Origin of the sequence: Gilvimarinus sp. DA14 (assembly GCF_024204685.1) — a bacterium.
Taxonomy (GTDB): domain Bacteria; phylum Pseudomonadota; class Gammaproteobacteria; order Pseudomonadales; family Cellvibrionaceae; genus Gilvimarinus.
In genome coordinates this window covers 1183208-1200964 of sequence record NZ_CP100350.1, presented here as the reverse complement: position 1 = coordinate 1200964, position 17757 = coordinate 1183208, and the positions used below count along the sequence as shown (strand labels likewise).

Annotated in this window: 14 protein-coding genes; 4 read left to right on the top strand and 10 right to left on the bottom strand. The window is 47.8% G+C overall.

All coding sequences use genetic code 11. The annotated features are described in order from the left end of the window. Positions 1-149: 149 nt before the first annotated feature. The 4 genes from NHM04_RS05310 (at position 150) to NHM04_RS05295 (ending at position 5937) form a co-directional block, all read left to right on the top strand. On the top strand, positions 150-458 hold the full coding sequence (locus NHM04_RS05310) for a transposase (RefSeq protein ID WP_254266002.1): 309 nt from the start codon (positions 150-152) through the stop codon (positions 456-458). Next, the gene (locus NHM04_RS05305) at positions 455-1321 is read left to right on the top strand and encodes an IS3 family transposase (RefSeq protein WP_254266001.1); all 867 of its coding nucleotides are present in this window, start codon (positions 455-457) and stop codon (positions 1319-1321) included. Before NHM04_RS05310 ends, NHM04_RS05305 begins: the two co-directional genes overlap by 4 nt. Before the next feature lie 123 nt (positions 1322-1444). Next, positions 1445-5215: a hypothetical protein gene (locus NHM04_RS05300; RefSeq protein ID WP_254266000.1), complete on the top strand. Its 3771-nt coding sequence runs from the start codon at positions 1445-1447 to the stop codon at positions 5213-5215. Positions 5216-5361: 146 nt separating this feature from the next. Then, a complete protein-coding gene (locus tag NHM04_RS05295) occupies positions 5362-5937 on the top strand; it encodes a histidine phosphatase family protein (RefSeq protein ID WP_254265999.1) in 576 nt (191 codons plus the stop codon). Positions 5938-6294: 357 nt separating this feature from the next. Here NHM04_RS05295 and NHM04_RS05290 read toward each other — a convergent pair whose 3' ends face one another. The 10 genes from NHM04_RS05290 to NHM04_RS05245 all read right to left on the bottom strand — a co-directional run bounded on the left by NHM04_RS05290 (position 6295) and on the right by NHM04_RS05245 (position 17471). Next, positions 6295-7713 (bottom strand): hypothetical protein, encoded by a 1419-nt coding sequence (locus tag NHM04_RS05290; RefSeq protein ID WP_254265998.1) that lies wholly within the window; start codon positions 7711-7713, stop codon positions 6295-6297. 138 nt (positions 7714-7851) lie between these two features. Then, positions 7852-8994 carry a competence type IV pilus major pilin ComGC gene (locus tag NHM04_RS05285; protein ID WP_254265997.1) on the bottom strand — a complete coding sequence of 381 codons (1143 nt, stop codon included), beginning with the start codon at positions 8992-8994 and terminating at the stop codon, positions 7852-7854. Continuing rightward, entirely contained in the window at positions 8991-9479 is a 489-nt protein-coding gene (locus tag NHM04_RS05280; RefSeq protein WP_254265996.1) for a type II secretion system protein, read from the bottom strand. Before NHM04_RS05280 ends, NHM04_RS05285 begins: the two co-directional genes overlap by 4 nt. Before the next feature lie 2 nt (positions 9480-9481). After that, the gene (locus NHM04_RS05275; RefSeq protein WP_254265995.1) at positions 9482-9928 is read right to left on the bottom strand and encodes a prepilin-type N-terminal cleavage/methylation domain-containing protein; all 447 of its coding nucleotides are present in this window, start codon (positions 9926-9928) and stop codon (positions 9482-9484) included. Positions 9929-9930: 2 nt separating this feature from the next. After that, the gene (locus NHM04_RS05270) at positions 9931-11034 is read right to left on the bottom strand and encodes a type II secretion system F family protein (protein ID WP_254265994.1); all 1104 of its coding nucleotides are present in this window, start codon (positions 11032-11034) and stop codon (positions 9931-9933) included. Further along, complete coding sequence (locus NHM04_RS05265) at positions 11027-12787, bottom strand: GspE/PulE family protein (protein ID WP_254265993.1); 1761 nt, start codon at positions 12785-12787, stop codon at positions 11027-11029. The genes NHM04_RS05270 and NHM04_RS05265 overlap by 8 nt, the downstream gene beginning before the upstream one ends. 16 nt (positions 12788-12803) lie before the next feature. Beyond that, entirely contained in the window at positions 12804-13463 is a 660-nt protein-coding gene (locus NHM04_RS05260) for a hypothetical protein (protein WP_254265992.1), read from the bottom strand. A 3-nt stretch (positions 13464-13466) separates the two neighbouring features. Beyond that, positions 13467-14687, bottom strand: coding sequence for a hypothetical protein (locus NHM04_RS05255; RefSeq protein WP_254265991.1), 1221 nt, complete (start codon positions 14685-14687; stop codon positions 13467-13469). Between the two features lie 7 nt (positions 14688-14694). After that, positions 14695-16209: a hypothetical protein gene (locus NHM04_RS05250; RefSeq protein ID WP_254265990.1), complete on the bottom strand. Its 1515-nt coding sequence runs from the start codon at positions 16207-16209 to the stop codon at positions 14695-14697. Positions 16210-16217: 8 nt separating this feature from the next. Further along, the gene (locus NHM04_RS05245; RefSeq protein WP_254265989.1) at positions 16218-17471 is read right to left on the bottom strand and encodes a hypothetical protein; all 1254 of its coding nucleotides are present in this window, start codon (positions 17469-17471) and stop codon (positions 16218-16220) included. Positions 17472-17757: the final 286 nt, after the last annotated feature.

Below are 17757 nucleotides of genomic sequence, written 5' to 3'. Positions count from 1 at the left end.
TTATAACAAGGCCAGGCAGTGCGACCCATTTTTCGTTGCGCTTTGCTTCACTACAAATGGTCGCCTGCTGGCGGCGTTATACAGCCAAGTTACCCATAAAAAGTAGACACCCTGTATAGTTATATTTGCCCTATATGGAGGTGTCCAAAATGGCACGTAAAAAGCATCAGCACTACACCGAAGAGTTTCGAAAAGAAGCTATTAAGCGCTCGGAAAAGCCGGGCGTTACACAGGCCCAAGTAGCCAAAGAACTCGGGATCAGCGCTCAACAGATCTCGAACTGGAAGAGGCAGTTCAATCGTCTCTCCGATAAACAGTTTAACTCCCTCGATGGCGTAGATTATTCCAAGTCCGAAAGCGAAGAGCTGCGTAAGCTCAAGCGGGAGAACAAGCGCCTGAAAGAGGAGATGGAATTTTTAAAAAAGGTTTCTGCGTACTTCGCGAAAGACCAAGAGTGAAGTACGCGCTTATCCTTGATCACGTGAGTCAATACAGCATCAGCCTGATGTGCGAGGTGCTGGGTGTTCATCGTTCCGGCTTCTATCGGTGGCGAGAGGGTCCACAAAGCAAGCGAGAGGCTCGTAAAGAGAAGGTCACCTCATTGGTTAAAGATACGTTTGAATCGTTTGAGGCTACCTACGGCGCCCCCAGGATAGCGCAGGAGCTTAATGCGCTCGGGCATAAGTGCTCGGTTAACTTTATCGCCAAAATCATGCAGGAGCAGGGGATAGTGGCGCGAAACGGTAAAGCGTTTAACTACAGCGGCCATGCCTTAACGATGCACAACGTGGCGGACAACTTACTGTGGAGAGATTTCTCGGCGGAGCGACCCAATCAGAAATGGGTCACGGATATTACCTACGTCTGGGTTCGACACCAATGGCTCTACCTGGCAACGGTCATGGACCTCTATTCACGTCGTATTATTGGCTGGAGTCTGGATACGAGTATGACGGAAGAACTAATCACGCAGGCGATGCAAATGGCCATCGATGCTCGTGGGAAAACCCCCGGCTTGATTGTTCACTCAGATCGGGGCACGCAGTATCGCTCAAACAGCTACGTCAGCTTTCTCGAGCGGCACGGCATCACGCGCAGCATGAGTAGGAAGGGAAATTGCTGGGACAATGCCGTGATGGAATCTTTCTATGCTCGACTCAAAGTTGAGCTGATCTACTCCAAGTGTTATCAGTCGATTGATGAGGCAAGATCAGGTATATTTGGTTACATTGAAATTTTTTACAATCGCAAAAGAAGACATTCTGCAAATGACGGGGTAAGCCCTGTTGAGTTTGAAGAGAAGGCAGCTATCGCTGCATAGGTACGGTGTCTATTTTTTGTGGGGAACACCAACAGCTAGAAATCGCGTTTACTCTCAACTCATTCGGGCCAAACAGATCAAATAATTTGAATTCATGATTAACGCTCACGAAAAGGAATAACAATGGCTGGATGGCATGTCACGGAGAATGATATAAAAAACTGGACTGAGACAGATAAGCGCAGATCAGAAGAGTTGCTTCCTCAGCTTATTTATAAACTTATCTTAGCTTCATGCAGTCCGAATAAAATCGACTTCCCCTTTGGGGATTCAGTATCTACAGGTGGTTGGGATGGAGAGTTGGAAGTTGATCAGGGTAATTTATTTGTGCCATCGGGAGTGTCGGCTTGGGAGTTTGGAACCGACAAAAGCGTCAACTCAAAAGCAAATGATGATTATGAAAAGCGAACCAAGGATCCTGACCCATTTGATAAAAATAACACTACCTACGTTTTTGTAACATCGAGACATTGGAAAGATAGATCCAAGTGGGAAGCCGAGAAGAACCTTGAAGAAAAATGGGGTAGCGTAAAAGCAATCAATGCAAAAGTTCTGTGTGACTGGCTGGAGCAGTGCCCGGCGGTACATCGTTGGTTTGCAGAGTTAATAGGTAAACGGTGTCCTAATTTATGGGATATTGAACAGAGCTGGTCAAAGTTTTCCAATATCACAGAGATTTCACTCACTGGTGATTTTTTTCTCCACAACAGGGATGAGCAAGCTGATCGCTTAAAAGATTCTTTAATGGGCAACTCCGCCAGCTATACAGTATGTGCCAAGTCTATCAATGAATCTCAAGGGTTTATTCTTTCGGTCATTTTAAATGATGATTCACTAAGCTCCAAATTTCTAGCAGTGCTCAACCAGCCGGCTTGGGACGATATTGCATCATCTAAATCTCCGCTCATACTAATGCCAATTAATTTCCAGCCAAACGGGGTCGGTGATGCAGTTAGTAATGGGCATACTGTGATATTGCCTACAAATGAATCAAGCCAGAAAACCCCTCTTATCCGTTTAGATAAGCGGCCTAGGTTGATTCAGCAGGAGGCGATACAAAAACTCGGCTTTAATGATAGTCAGGCCTCTAAGTTATATTCTGATACTAAAGGCTATTTGGAGCCACTTCTGAGACATGAAATTTTAAGGCCTAGAGAATATATTGCACCAAAGTGGCCAACAGAGATTGACGCAGATGTATTATTTGCAGCCTTTTTTGCCACGGAGTGGAATTCGAATAATGACAGTGACAAAGATATTTTGTCCGCTTTATCGGGAATGGATTACGACCAGCTTGAAAAGCAACTAGATAAGCTATCCACTTATTCTGATGCGCCTATCAGAAGAGTTGGTGCAGCTTGGCAAGTGATATCTAAGATTGACGTTTGGTTGAACATTAGAAGCTTAATGTCAGTGTCCCATATCGATAGGCTTGGTGAAATTTGTGGCAAGGTGTTAGGAGATACTGATCCATCGTATAACCTAGATCCAGATGAAAGATGGATGGCGTCTGTTAAGGGAAATATACCCAAATATTCTGGGCTATTGAAAAGAGATATAGCTGATACTTTAGCCTTACTGTCAACTTATAGTGATGATTATGTATCTCAGCTTGGTGGGGTGTCGGTTAAGATTAAGATTGATACTTGGTTGAATCATCTTTTCAAAGATAATAACACGACGGAGTTCTGGTATTCACTTGGTAGATCTACATCACCTTTAGCGGAAGCTGCGCCAGAAGTTTTTCTAGATGCGGTAGATAGATCCTCTCTAGGTGAAAACTCACCTTTGCTTGGCCTATTTAATTCGGAAACCGAAGATAGTTTTGCCGGCGGGTGTTACCACTCTGATCTATTGTGGGCTTTAGAAACCATATCCTGGAATAAAAACTACCTCACTAGAGTATGCCAGGCTTTAGCAAGGCTTTCGGAAATAGATCCTGGCGGAAGATACGGTAATAGGCCATTTTCTTCGTTAGTCGACATATTTATTGGATGGGTTACATATAGCTCCGCTACGCATGATGAGCGGGCTAACCTTATTAAACAAGTCCTCTTAAAACAGTATCCCGAAGTTGCCTGGAGGTTGATGCGTGAATTATTGGTCGGTAATACCAGAACGACAAGTGGGATAGCTAGTCCAGATTATCAACATTGGGCTGAGGGGGTTGATAAAACTACTAAGCAAAGCGACTACTTTTCATATGTCGGAAAAATTGTTGATATGATGATCGCTGAAGCCGACAAAGACCCAGATAACAGATACATCGATTTAGCGAGTAACTTCGATTCCTATACCGTTGCTCAGCGCGAAATAATCATTGATAAATTGCTATCAGTTGATATCGATAAGTTGTCTGAAGATTCTCGTAAAAAATTACTTAAGCGTTTAAGGGACTTAATCTCTAGGCATAGAGAGTTCTCAGATTCCGATTGGGCATGGCCAGATGAAGTGATAACCAAATTGGAAGAGGTTTATCTGCACCTTGATTTTGATAGCCCCGTACTCAATGCGAAGTATCTTTTTGATGATCATTGGCCTGATCTGATTGACCCTGTCAAAAGAAGAAAAGTGCCCTATGATGAAAGGCAGGAATACTTAGAATCTTTGCGAGTTGAAAAACTAGAAGAATTATATGATAAGTCTGGATTTGAGGGCTTTAAAGACCTATTAGAAAACTGTCAGTTTCCTCGGCTGGTGGGTTTTTCATTATATAAGTCTAAACTAAAAGATTTATTCGTTGATGATTTGGTTGCCTGGTTAGGACAAGATGACTGTTATAAAGAGTGCTCAAATGGATATTTTTCAGCAATGGCACATTCTAACTTTACTAGTACCAAGAAAATAATTAGCGAACATCATTTGGTTGATGAAAACATTAAAAGCCAAATGCTAGTGAATTTCCCTGTTACCCAAGAAACATTCGATATACTTGATGCGTGTGAAGGGTCCGTAAAAGAGAGTTATTGGCACAAGATCGCATATTACTTTGTTCAAGATAAAGATTCCTCCTTGGTAGAGTATATTTCTAGGAACCTATTGAAGAATGGCAGACCTCTAGCTGCCATTGATGCATTTGCCCAATATCTCCACCGTGGAAAAAGTGCTGGAGATCTAGATGCCAAACTTGCTCATCAAATACTTATAAAGGTCGCTACTAACCCTGAAGATATAGATAGGGTTTCAATACAGACTGTAAGCCACGATATTACTCAGGCAATAAAGTTTATTCAGGATTCTGGCCAGTGCAGTGACGAAGAGGTATTGCAGGTTGAATGGCTGTATGCAAAAGCTTTTCGTCATCACGATTTCTCACCAACTTTTATTCATAAGTCAATTGCAAAAGATCCATCGAACTTTGTGCAATTAATAAAGTGGGTCTTTGTAAGAAAAGACGGTGTTGAAGAAGAGGAAACCATGCCTAAGGAACAGGCGAAACAAGTTGCTAGTGCAGCGTGGGATATACTTGATACTTTACACCATTTGCCAGAAGATGACTTTATTGGTGAGTGGGTTTCATTGGCTAGGGAGCAGTTAGTTGAATGTGGCAGGTTAGATATTGGCGACCTATACATAGGAAAATACCTCTCCAAATGTCAGCCAGATGAAGAGGATAAAATTTGGCCGAAAAAGTCTGTTAGGGACACTATCGAATCTCTAAAAACGGAGTCTTTTGAAGACGGTATAATCAACGGAAAGCTAAATTCTAGGGGTGTTACTACTAGGCATCCACACGCAGGTGGAGATCAAGAAAGGAAGCTGGCTGAGGGGTATCAAAAGGATTCAGAGTCTGTACAGTTGATATACCCGCGCACAGCTAAAATATTAAGGGAACTTGCAGATCATTATCGTTCAGATGCAAATCGTCATGATCAAACTGTAGATTTGAATTAGCTAATATCTTAAGTGCTATTTTCTATGGTTCCTCCGGGTGTCTAGCGACTAGAACCTAAGTACCGTATAACAAGCGCATGTTGTCGGACTGGTTTTCCGCTGCGCTCCAAACCAGCCGCAAATGCGGACGTTAGAGCAAGAAGCATATGGACATATTTCTATTGAGACATGCCGAAACTGAGTCAAACCAAGCGGGCTCACTCGCTTCTGGAAGTGAAGATACTTTGACAGAGTATGGCAAATGGCAGGCCCAAGCGATTGTCGCCGGCCTTATGGAGCTAGAGATAGAGGCTATTTTTTGTTCTCCCTACTCTAGAGCCCTGGATACAATTTACCCTTTCACGCAAGCCGCTTCGATCCCCGTTGTGGTCCACCCCTGTTTAGCTGAAGGACAATTGGTGCTTGATAGCTTCGTCTCCCACGAAGAGCCCGTTTACGTGTCGCACTCTTCCGGTCATCTTTATCCCGCAGAAAATGAGCAAGCTGGCGCGTTTCTGAGGCGAGCGTTGCAGGCGCAAGAGATAATTTCCTCTCAATCTGCATCTAAGGTCTTGGTCGTCACTCACGGGCATATGATTCGCGAATTACTAAACAATTATTTGGCTTTACCAGTAAAAACACGGTTCCCTCACGACAACTGCGGGCTAAGCCGCATCTCAGTGGGTGAGCTAAACACAGTAGTATTTATCAATCGCGCACTGTGCTCTAACAACGCCGTGTAACGGAGGCCATAAGTGTCGCTACACCGCCACTTTGGGCCCCGGTGACGGAAATGCTAAAAATCAAATGGAAGGCGTATGCAAATTACTCCAGCGAAGGCTAGAAAAGTCCAAGCGAGTGAAGATGCTAAAGCGGCATCTGGCCCGCTTCCTAGAGTCGCCACCCCATTGCGGGGTGCGTATACGTATTCGATGATTAATGTGAACCCGTCGCCCACACAAAGGACGGTTCAATTGCTTTGGTTAAAACTTTCGTTAGATATAATGTCGGTCTGCCCATAAAAAGCACTCTTTATGTGGTTGCCAAAAGAAGAACACAGCCCGACGCATATTGGGCTGTGTTCATTTGACAAGATCGCATCACTCAAGGTCTATAGTAGCCCAGCACAACTCAGATAATCCGGCATTTGGGGAATTCCAATTTGTGTACGTTTGATTATGATAAACAGTAACTAGGTTCCCATCGCGTCGATATTCACAAAGGTAGTGACCGTTAAGCTCATCTACTGACTTATTTGGCTCGTCAATCGTAAACTGTGAGGCAGTGCCGACAAATGCAATTTTTGTAATTTCTTCGTTTTCCATTGTTTCAGTAAAGAACTTAGATAATGACGCGGTGCCGACTGGCGTATAGTCCGAAACGCGAGTTTCTAGGGTTAGCGCGCAATCATTTTGGATGAGTGGAAGCTCGTCGTATAAATTGATTATTCCGTCATGAATGATCTCATTATGATAGGGATCTCTATGGCAGCCATCGGCTGAATACAATATTGATCCTGATGGCTTTACAAGCTGGATGTCCATTGATTCAATAGATTTCCTAAGAACGACATGAGGGATGGTGGTGAGAACAGGATTTTCCCAGCCATTCTCATCTACGATCTTAAGAAAAACTGGTTCGTTATTTGAAGTTTCAATCGTCAAAATTGGATTATCGCTGTCAGGCAAAGATACAACGTTAATCGTACAATCACCTGTTGCCGTAAACTGATATGATCCCTCAGAAAAGGTACCATCGCACCCCGTAACCTCTGCTGTGAATCCATACCCTGACTCGATATCGAAAGCCACCTGATCGCCGCTATTTACTGTAGCTATCGATGGCTCTATACGAGCGCCAGCCGTTGCTGATGTAGTAATGATGACCTGCTCAGCGCTGGTGGGCGTGGATTCTGCCGTGATCTTGCAATTCTCAGTCACCGACTCAATGACATAGGTGTCTTCATTAAGCAAGCCGTTACAGCCAGTAATATTCAAATCATAGCCAGGTTCGCGACTTACAAATAAATACGCACTCTCACCACTAGGAACAGATAGGTCCATAGGGGAAATTGATGTTCCGTAGCCTTCCAGATCTACGGATATGAGATGCGGTGTCTCACTAGCGAGAGAATATGTAGCGGTAACCGTACAATCGCCGGGTACGTTATGAACGGTTTCATATTGGCTTACTAAAGGAGCGTCGGGATTCATCGAGCGAACACCGCCGCAACCTTCAATATCGGTTAGCTCAAAACGTTCATCCACTAAACCGTTAAGGGTGAATTCCATGGGAAATCCACGATAAGCAGGTATCGTTTGCTTCATTATGGAGTCACCAACAATCTCAATTATGGTCATCTCTCGATCGCTTTCAGAGATGCTTATTGGGCGGTCCTCAATATTGCCTCGCTGGCCGCCATTAGATTCACCAGTATCCCCTCCAGAAGAGCCAGAGCCGGACCCACATCCAGCCAAGGTAATTGCTGAGATTGCAAGAAGAGCTTTTGAAATTTTCATCGAACACATCCTTTCTTGTATGACTTTCCTACAGTTTGGGGGTTGCAAAATATCTGTCAATCTGATGTTCAGTCTCATACGATTTATCGAATAATTTCTTGCTAAATCGCATCCTCCCCGCGCAGAAGCGTACACAATCTAAGTCGAATACCCAACTACATGGACAATAAAACCATCTTCACAAGGGTGATCGTGTGAGGTGTTTGAAGTCAGTCGAATACGGCCATTAGTCACATTGGCGAGAGTCATCCCAAACGCACTATCAGAGTGACCGCTATCGCCTGCATGTTTAACCGATAGAAGTAGGCTGCCCGCCGCATGAATGGTAAATGTTGAGCCGTGTGAACCGGCGAGCTCACAGCGTGCTGTTACTAATGCAACCCGAGCGTCCCTAAGGTAATCGCCGCCATAGTTACTATTTAGGCTTCCAGATTGATACCCTCGGCGCTGAACAAGTATTGTCGGGTTAATCGCAACCAATCTGCTTTCCTCTTTCTCTACCCAGGCGCCCATGTAGCAAACAAGTAACGATTTACGGCCAGCCTCATTAATTGCGATATTTCCCGAGTTCGCATTACAAAAACTTCCTTCACGAGCCACTTGTAAAAGGTTAAGTGCTCCGGTTTCTGTGTGATCCGCTACCACATTGTTGGCATCTACTCGGTTCGCCTCCATGTTATGGATAATTGATAGGTCAGAAGGATCAAGCACCTTGGTAATGTCATCCCTGTCTGTGAGCATCGTCATTTCAATATTGCGCAAGTTCACGGCATCCTGGTCACCACCGGCAAAGGTACCTGTAAGCTCCCGAGAGCCATCACGGTGGTAGTACTTGTCATCAAGTGCAGCATAAGATACTTCGTGCCCTGGGATCGGAATCACTGTGGCCACATTGGCTACACCAATTCGACGCGCGTAGGGAAGTCTTGCTAATAATCGGTTCGCATAGACGCTTTGCGCTGCACTGAACTGGACTTCAAAATCATCTCCAACATGGTTGAAGGTATAGCTGCCACCCAGTGGCGCCGCCGCCATGCTGGAACTTAGATACCCACCAGATACTAAAGCGCCAACATTATTTGGCCAAGCTTGAGTGTCCAGACGATGACGCCTGGCGGCAGTCAGTACATCATGCACCTGGCTAGCCGCATTATTCACAATGCGCTCAGCCCATTCTTCTTCGACTTTCGGAATCGCGAACAACGCAATTAAACCAAGAACAGCCAACGCAGCGGTCAGCTCAATCATGGTAAAGCCTTTAGACCTGAAAACCTTAATCATTGGCATACTCCTGGTTCGTACATGTGTTTAAGCTGCATGTTGTAGACATTTTCCTGGGCGGTTAAAACCGTCGGCGCAGATTCCCAAATCACCTCGCTGCCGCTATATCGCGTTGCGCCCACAGTCGAGTACAGCCTTGACGCGGATACGCCAGAAACACGGGCTTTAACCATCAAGGTTTGGTCAATTTCAACGGTAAGATCAGACCCGAATGGATTGTCAGCGAAAGATGATTGATCAAGCAGACCAAGACCGACCAGATGGCTTATCGACGGTGTCGGACTGAACGACGTACTACTGCAATGCATGTCGTAGTACCCGTTGAGAGCGCTCATGACAAGCACGGCATTTCTTTCAAGTAGCCTATAGTCGGCATCGCGATAATAGCTTTCAGCCGCTCTGATTCCTCCAATTGCAACAAGAGATAGGACCGCGAGAACGGTCACTATCTCAAGTAAGGTAAAACCTTGCTGTCGTGGATTCACGATTATCCTCTGAACGTCGTCGTCAGTGTTCCACCGGAACACGCTGCAGTCGTTGAGGATGGTGCGATCGCGTTTTCGACACGCGAACAGAAATTAGCCTCTAACCCTGTCGCTGTGACCGTGAGTGTCGATCCACTGGCACTGACGGTGTAGTTACCGCCTTGAGGGTTGGCGCCGGTACAACTGGAAAACGGCATGCTGGCGTACTTCTGAGAAACGATGGTGTTACAGGTAACCCCGGTGTAATTGCTGCGAATACCACGCATTTTTTTAGCACCGGCAACAAGCATGGATATATCGCTTATGAGCGATTCTTCTTGCTTACTTTCATACATACTGTTCACTTTGGGAACCGCGTAGAGAAGGACCAGCGCTAGTACAGCCAAGCCAACAATCAGTTCAACTGCTGTTAGACCCGCCTGGCGTTTGGGTAAGAATGGTTTGTTCATGGTTAGACTCCAAGTTGCATGTGATCTTTAGGGTTAAACCCTACGAGTACGGATACGATCATGATGACGTTATAAAAAGCCCATCCTCCAATGAGAAGAGCTACAAGATAAGCAGCGTAGGTGGAACGCTTCGATATTGATTTTCCGACTACATCTGCGGCCTTGTTCATTGCAGCGATCAGCTGGTCGTCATCGGCACTGGCGTAAAGATGCAGCGTCGCAATTTGCGAGTCATCCAACAAACCAGTATCCATGGCGTCCACTTCGCTTATAGCACCCTCACCCAAGTTAAATTGAGCTAAAGTGGCGTGATACCGTTGATAGTTATTTCCAGAATCTTTCAGGATGTTAAAAATTCGTGAGGCAGGCATGCCGAACTCTTTGAGAAGCGCGAACGTAGAGATAAACTTGCTCGCAATCGAAAGCCGGTACCCAGAAAATACTGGTATTTGATCGATTCTGTGTCTGAAGCTGGAGATACTGTTCGCCATATACCAGCGGTATCCAATGATCAGCCCGATTCCGATCAGTGCCACCAACCATAACCAATGAACATAAAACTCGATGAGAGAGGTCATGCTGTCGAGTGTTGGATCGGATTTACCGTGAATCATCAATTTCAGACTTTCAATCACCGGCCCAACGGGGTAAATCATAATAGCGATCGTCGCAATCAAGATAATCGCGGGATAGATGGCAAGCTTGATAATTTTCGCACGTCCCTGTGACGACACTTCCAGTGACTCAGCAATGCGCTCTAAGGCGCGTACAAACACTTCTGAACCCGCCTCTTCGGTCGCCTTAAGCGCAGACAATGAAACCGGGTCGATCCACCCCTCCATAGCCGAGGCAATACCACCCCCTTCTTCGAGCGACGCAAGAATCAGTGTGGCGACTTCCTTCTGAACGGTCGAGCCGTGTTTGCGTATGTGTTCACAGATTTCAATCGGTTGCCTACCAACTGACATGGGGCCAGCAAACGCACGAAGAAAGTCAGCTTGTTTTGCACGACTGAAACGAAAAGACCGAGATAGACTCTGTAATGAATCGTTGAACGACTCACTCAGTGAATTCACGTTAACAAGGTTGGCGATAGAGCTATCCATTCTCGACCACCTCCAGTTGCTTCTTGGCGATCGCGGCCTGGCGTGACTCAATTTCCGCCATTCTGCGAGACTCGATGTCGCGATCAAACTGAGCGTAATCAAAGCTGTCCGCATTGATCCCGTAAGGAGATTCCAGTGATTTTTCAACGATGATGGGACACAGTCGCCCCGAGAGAATTTTATCGGCCGCATTGTCTTCCATTGACTTCCAGCCGGTAGACTTCAAGTAATCCAACCAGCCATTCAAATCGCCACTGCGGATGTATCCGCGGCCCAACCTGTCCAGGAAGATGATTTCAGCAATCGGGACGCGACCACTAATCCCATGACCATCACAGTGCTGGCAGTGGTTCTCACCAACCGCTTTGGTACGAATACGTTTCAGAGCCTCTGGGTTGGTCTCGGCTGTCACCTTCTGAAAGTGATCCCAGACACGGCGGTGATCATCGGTCGCTTTCGGGCTGGTTACGACATCCGCCAACCGCGGGCTACACGCCGGGCAAAGCTCGGGCACCAGACGCTGGGCGATGATGGCCCGGATTAACCCTGGGGAGGCCAACCGGCTCGGCTGAGCGCCAAGGTCCACCATTCTCTCAATAGCCACTACACCACTGTTAGCGTGGAGAGTGGACAGCACCAAGTGGCCTGTATTCGCCTGCTGAAACGCGCTGGACTGTACTTCAGGATCACGGATCTCCCCGTAGACAATGACATCCGGGTCCTGACGCATCGTCGATTTTGAATAGCTTGCCCATGAAGTCTCAGGGCGCTTTTCATTGACTTGTGTTTGGCAAACACCGGGGATTCGGTTCTCTACCGGATCCTCGTAGGTGATGATCTTCCGGGTGCCGTCCTTAGCAAGGATGGTTACCCCGGCTGCCAGTGCCGTTGACTTACCGGAACCGGTAGGGCCGACGTAAAGCACAATGCCGTGGGGAAAGGCAAAAGCTTTCTCCTGCAGCGCTACTTGGCCCGAGCTGTAGCCTAGCTCCACGAATGTTGGGTTCTTACCTTCGCCATCGGCGGAGAGCAACCGTAGAACAATGCTGATGCCCTTAGGGTCATCCATTGGCTGGTGGGCGTAGCGGATCTTCACTTTACGCAGACGGCCGCCCACACTGATCTCTACCGTGACACTGGCGTCCACTGGAATATTGACGTCAAAGGGCTTCGGCGACGTCCCCCCGGTGCGGTAGGACTCGAAGTTCACAATCAGAGCCCCTAATTTGCGGCCCTGTTCTGCGGTTAAGCGAAAGCTGGTACCCGTTTGCTCGACCAGCTTTCCCAGCACCCTAAACTTGACGATCGAGCGCCCCAAGATCTCATCGGTCTCAATGTGCACATCGGAGGATCCGGCCTGATAGGCCGACTGAACCAAAATATCCAAGAGCCGTTGAATAGCGGAACGCTCAACGTTGTTTAACTCACTTTGAGTAGGTTCTTCGGCGGTGCCTTGAAGGACCGCATTATTCGAGCGCAACATCGAGACGATTTGTTGCTCCGCGGGGCGAATCGTGACGTCCAGACCGTGTGACGTCTTTAAAAAATCCTTGGCTCTCCTGGCCGTCTGTAAGCCTTTGTGGGAGATGTCTGCTGTCAATAACTCATCGGTATCCAGGAGCACACAAGATTGCATGTCAGCCAAATAGGAACGTAAGCGTTCGTCCTGCACCGGTGTGCCGGCGATGTCTCGCATGTCCAGCACAGGGCTAGTGCCACACATATCCGCAATGCTCTGCATATCTGATGTCATAAGGCGCTCTCGAAGGTTACTTAGTGCTCGACTTCATGGGTTTTACTGTCGGGTGGGAACGTCCGACCAATTTGGAATAGGCAATGGACTTGCTCACTCCGCCGTCGGTGTAGGTCAGCCGTTGGCCAGATCGATCAATGTTTTTGATCGTGATGCCAGCATAGGTCTGGCCTTCAGAGACAGCTGTCGAGACACCGTTGATTGAGGTGATTGCACGACCGTCAGGAAGAAACGTGTTGATCGCCACCTGTGAAGGCACGTGCTCAGATTTACTTGTCGCTGAATCAGTCGTTGTGGGCTGTTGTGGGTTGTACATTGTGTTATGACTAGACAGGCTTTCGCCCTCTTTACGGCGATTCGCCAGCTCAGCCTCGGCTTTATCGACATCGACTTCCGCAATGTCCGCGGTTTTCTTATGCTCAGCGATCTTGGCGTCGTAGCCGGCAACCAGCAGCTGATGTTCTTTGGTTATCAAGGTTTCAGCATTGCTTGGAAGTCGGATAACCGGGTCTACGGATTGGTCTTTGTACTCCTGGACGGGCACCAATACCGGATCGGGCACTTTGACGACTTCTTTGTCAGCCACGTTGTCCGAGTCGCTAGAGAGCTCTGAGTAACCGATGGCTGCACCGGCCACCACCAACATGCCAATAAGGACCTTCTCTGAAGTTTTCATAATTTAATTAGCACCCACGAGTTTTAAATTTGCTTCAATGTTGTATGCAACGCCGGCGCGATCCACAGTCAGTGAGTCGATAAACACAGGCAGATGACGAGTGGCCTTAGCCAGCTGCAGCAAGGTGTGTGAGCCCGCGCCGGATTTCTTGACTAGGACATGGCGAGAACTCCAGTGATTGCCTGGAACGGTGGTATCAAAGTCGACACTGTCCACCACCTTGTTCGAGAACAGATTGAATCGAACTTCTCGCTCCGACTCAGAGACGGGCGTGATCAGGTAAGGCCTTGAGTTGTCTTCCAATTGAAGTGCGATATTGGCTATCGCGTTCTCTTTTGCCAGATCAACGGTAAAGTCTCGGCCGATATGAGTTAACCGATTTTCGAGATTACTAACGTAAGCGGAAGGTGTGGGTGAAAATTCACAACTGAGATGGCTCCCACTCAAAGAACAACTGCGCAAGTTCCAGCCTGCGATAAACTGGATGCCCTCAGTAATTGACCAAACGTCATTTAATACGGCCGTCGCTGAGGGAGTTTGAAACTGTTGCCGGTAGTCAGCAAAGTCATCAACCACCTCCTGCTCTTTTTCGTTACCTCCCAGCGTAAAGAACAAAACACTACCAATAGCAACGATGGCTATCAGGCCTGCCACAAGCACAGGCTTGTTCCCGGCACTCGTATGTTTCTTTAGGGCCTCTTCCAACGGCATTAACGTCGCGCCGGTGAAAGACGACAGTTTATTGATCAGTGGGGAATCGCTGATAATCGCATTCGAGCGTTCATCGATGTCAAACTGCGTAAACCCCTTAAGATCCTCAGGCAACTCTCCGTATAGATATACCTTGTACTGATCCAGATCCCTAACAATGCTGTTCCAAAAGAGCTTGTCGGACTCACCTGGCTTTACGTGTTTTTCGTCAACATCCGATCCATGACCAACGACCACCAAGTGTGAGCCATCTTCTACCTGGTTAATCCACACAAAGTTATTGTCGTCGATATTGCTTCTGACCAGATCACCCAGTGCTACACCTTGTTCGGTACTGAACACCAAGTTCCAATAGCCCTGACGCTCATACATGGACGCATAGGGATAGGTACTTTCATAAACTTGCTTAAACTGCTGTACCTTGCTCTGAATCTTGGAGGGCTGTTGAGCGGCTGGAATACGCTCACGTTGAGCGCCAACCACATAACGGGTATTACCGATGATGATTCCCATGACGACCTCAGATATTCCGAATGATTCGGGGCGTCACCAGCAGGTAGATATCGGTCACCCGGTGTCTGGCGCCGGCCGATGTAGAAGCCCAGCCAGTACGTATAGGGGAGTCCTGCTTGCTCATGTTTTCTTCACGACGAACAGCGGCCGCTACCACTGTGGTGCCATCGCTTACTACTTGCTGGATGTTGAAACGATTACGTTTCATTCGAGGCAGTTGGATGAAGTCAGTTTCAGTACCGATGGTTTCGGTGGGCTGCAGCTCAGATCCGCTGTTGCTCAATACAACCGAGACTCTATTTTCATCAAAGACTTTGGCCATTGAGTAGAGTGTGTAACCACCCTGGAGAATTCCTGGTATAAGTTCTGTCGTACTACCCACATCTGTCGTATTCGTGGTGCGAGACGCGGCCAGATAACCCTCGATATCGGCAAGCTCGACTTCGGCAACACTACCGCTGCGTGTCATGACTCGCTGTTCAGTCACAAACGACACTTGACCTTGCTGTTCAAGCGCTTTTACCAGAACATCAATAGAGCTGGATCCGGTTTGACGGCTACCGGAAAAAGCGATCGGTGCATCATTGGTGAAAACACCAAAGGGGGATTCGCCAAAAAAGTTAAGCTGACTGCTGGCGGTGTTTTTCACGGCCGTCCAATCCAAACCAACCTCGGCATTGTTTTCCGTGGTCACCTGAAGGACTTTGATTTCTAATACAACCTGAGTGGAAAGCTCTTGAATTAACGGTTCCATATAGGAGCGCACGGTGCGCATCAAATCAGGTGTGGTTTTCACCAGAATGGTTGACGATGACTCGGAGGGAATTACCACGCCATAGTCGCCCACAATGCTTTCGACCGTAGTCTTGGCATCAGTGAATGGATTTAACCCTTCTGCTTGAGTGTTGCTGAACTGATCGCGGTCAACATCAAAAACCGACGAATCAATCGGTGTCATTTCACTCGATCCACCGTTATTGGCGTTATCGTCGCGGGGCTTTTTCTTCCCCACCATGTAGCTGTAGTTGCCACCAGGGATTGGTAAGGTGAATGTCTCGGTTTCGTAGGCACTCCAATGTACAGAGGTGTCGCTGACCTCATAGGAGTAATTGGACAGCGAAGCAATCTTGTCCAGGGCACCACGTACACTGCCACGATGGGTCATAGACAACCGGAAGGATGGATCGACGTTGTAATCGAGTTGAGCCACGATGCCGGTTTCGGTTAAAACTAGATCCAATACCTGGTCAATCGGTAAACCTGCCACATCAACGTCATACGCTAAGGGTTGGTTTACCCAAGCTGGACCTTCGGGCTCTTTGATGGGCGTTAGATTGGCGGCCGGACGCTGTACATAGATCGCCGCATCCTGGCTGGTGTCGGTAGCGGCTGCGGAAATCTTGTCTTCGGCCGACTCCAGGCCTTGTTTACTGTCATTGAAGGATCCCATCACGCCACAGCCCGAAACGCTGCAGGCGGCAAGCATCACCAAAATTCGCTGAATGTATTGTCTGAATTGCATGTCTGCCCCTATTGAATCGGATTGCGATGTACGAAATACGCCGTGGTTGTACTCGGGTTAAGTCGCGCTTGAATGGGATACTCGGCTAGAAGTTCACTGAAGGCCTGACGGGGATCATCGCGTGAGATTGCGATTGGGAAGGAGGACGTAATGGGGTAGTCCTGGGCCTGCCAGCCATCCTTGAAAGGCATCTCCCAGCCAAATTCAGATAGCAGCCGCTTAGCATTGCTTTGCACGCTACCGGGCTTCACATCAAATACCACGGTGTTGGATGCATTCAATGCTGAGTTGTCGGTAATGATCAGCGATCGATCACCTTGGTCTGATACGATGAAACCACTCAACACATCATTGAGCGCTATCGATTCGGTGCTCATAAGATCCTCTGATACTTCGATATCGTCTCCAATATTCAGACGGTTAATATCAAAGGATTTATCTCGAACGCTGTAGACCACACCACCCAAGTCAAACCTGGACTGGAGTTTCATGATTGCCGATACCAGACTTTCGCCTTCAAGCAGAGTTAGTTCAGGGATAGGCGCCTCAGCACGGCCAGACGGCCCCTGAGCGCCCTCAGAAGCCGCTCTTGAGGGGGTTCCAATAGACTTTGCTGCTGTTACCGTGCGATGCGATACAGATTGTTGTGAAGCCCTTCCGGCGCTTTCCTGGGCAACCACATTGGATTGCATGTTCGTAGCCGAGCCCCCAATCGTGGCATTCGGCTCGAACTGTCCCGCAGCCATTCCCGTCGACCCCATCACTTCTGTTGGCGCTTTTCGGGTATAGGCCAGCCCGTCCACCTCATCGACCAGAATGTCCAATAAGGCACCTGACGGTGCTGCGGAATCATTCAGAGTAAATGTGACGGTGCGGGACAGGTCAGAACCTTTCACTGTCCAGGAGCTTCCCGCGATCACTTGGAGTATTTCAATCAGAGGGAGAGGACCTAGCTCACGATGCGCGGCCGGCAGTGGCTGGTTTAGTAGGATTGAATCGAGATAGATACCCCGATGCGTTTGATCGGCATTGCGCCGAACGCGATAGCCGGTACCGTCAAGAACCTCGTCGACAGCCTCACCGATCGTAATAACATCAGTCGCAAAGGCGGCGGTCACGGCCGTGTAGAGTGGATTAACCGAGCTTTGGGTCGGCTCCATCACAGCCAGTGTATATCGGTCGGTCTTGATTGCTATCGGATCTTGACCCGCCCAGCTGGCCGTTACGGAAAATGTCAGTGCTATCAGAAATAAATATCTCATAATCATCGCCGGTTTAATGTAGGGGCGTGTTCATCGCGCCCAGTTGTTCCAACCTGTACAACCCGATGTTTGTTCCAATTTCAATATTCAGGTAGATACATGTGTTCGTCAGCTTTAGGGATCTCACAACCCCAGTTCGATTGAACAGCTTTTCATCTGGGTCAATGATCTTCACGCTTTGATCCAGAGAGCATCGCTGCAACGTCAATAGCTCACGTTCAAGTGCCCGCAGTCTTTGCAGGAAAATAACCTTCTCCATCGCCTGCCCCCGCGATGTAGTGCATGG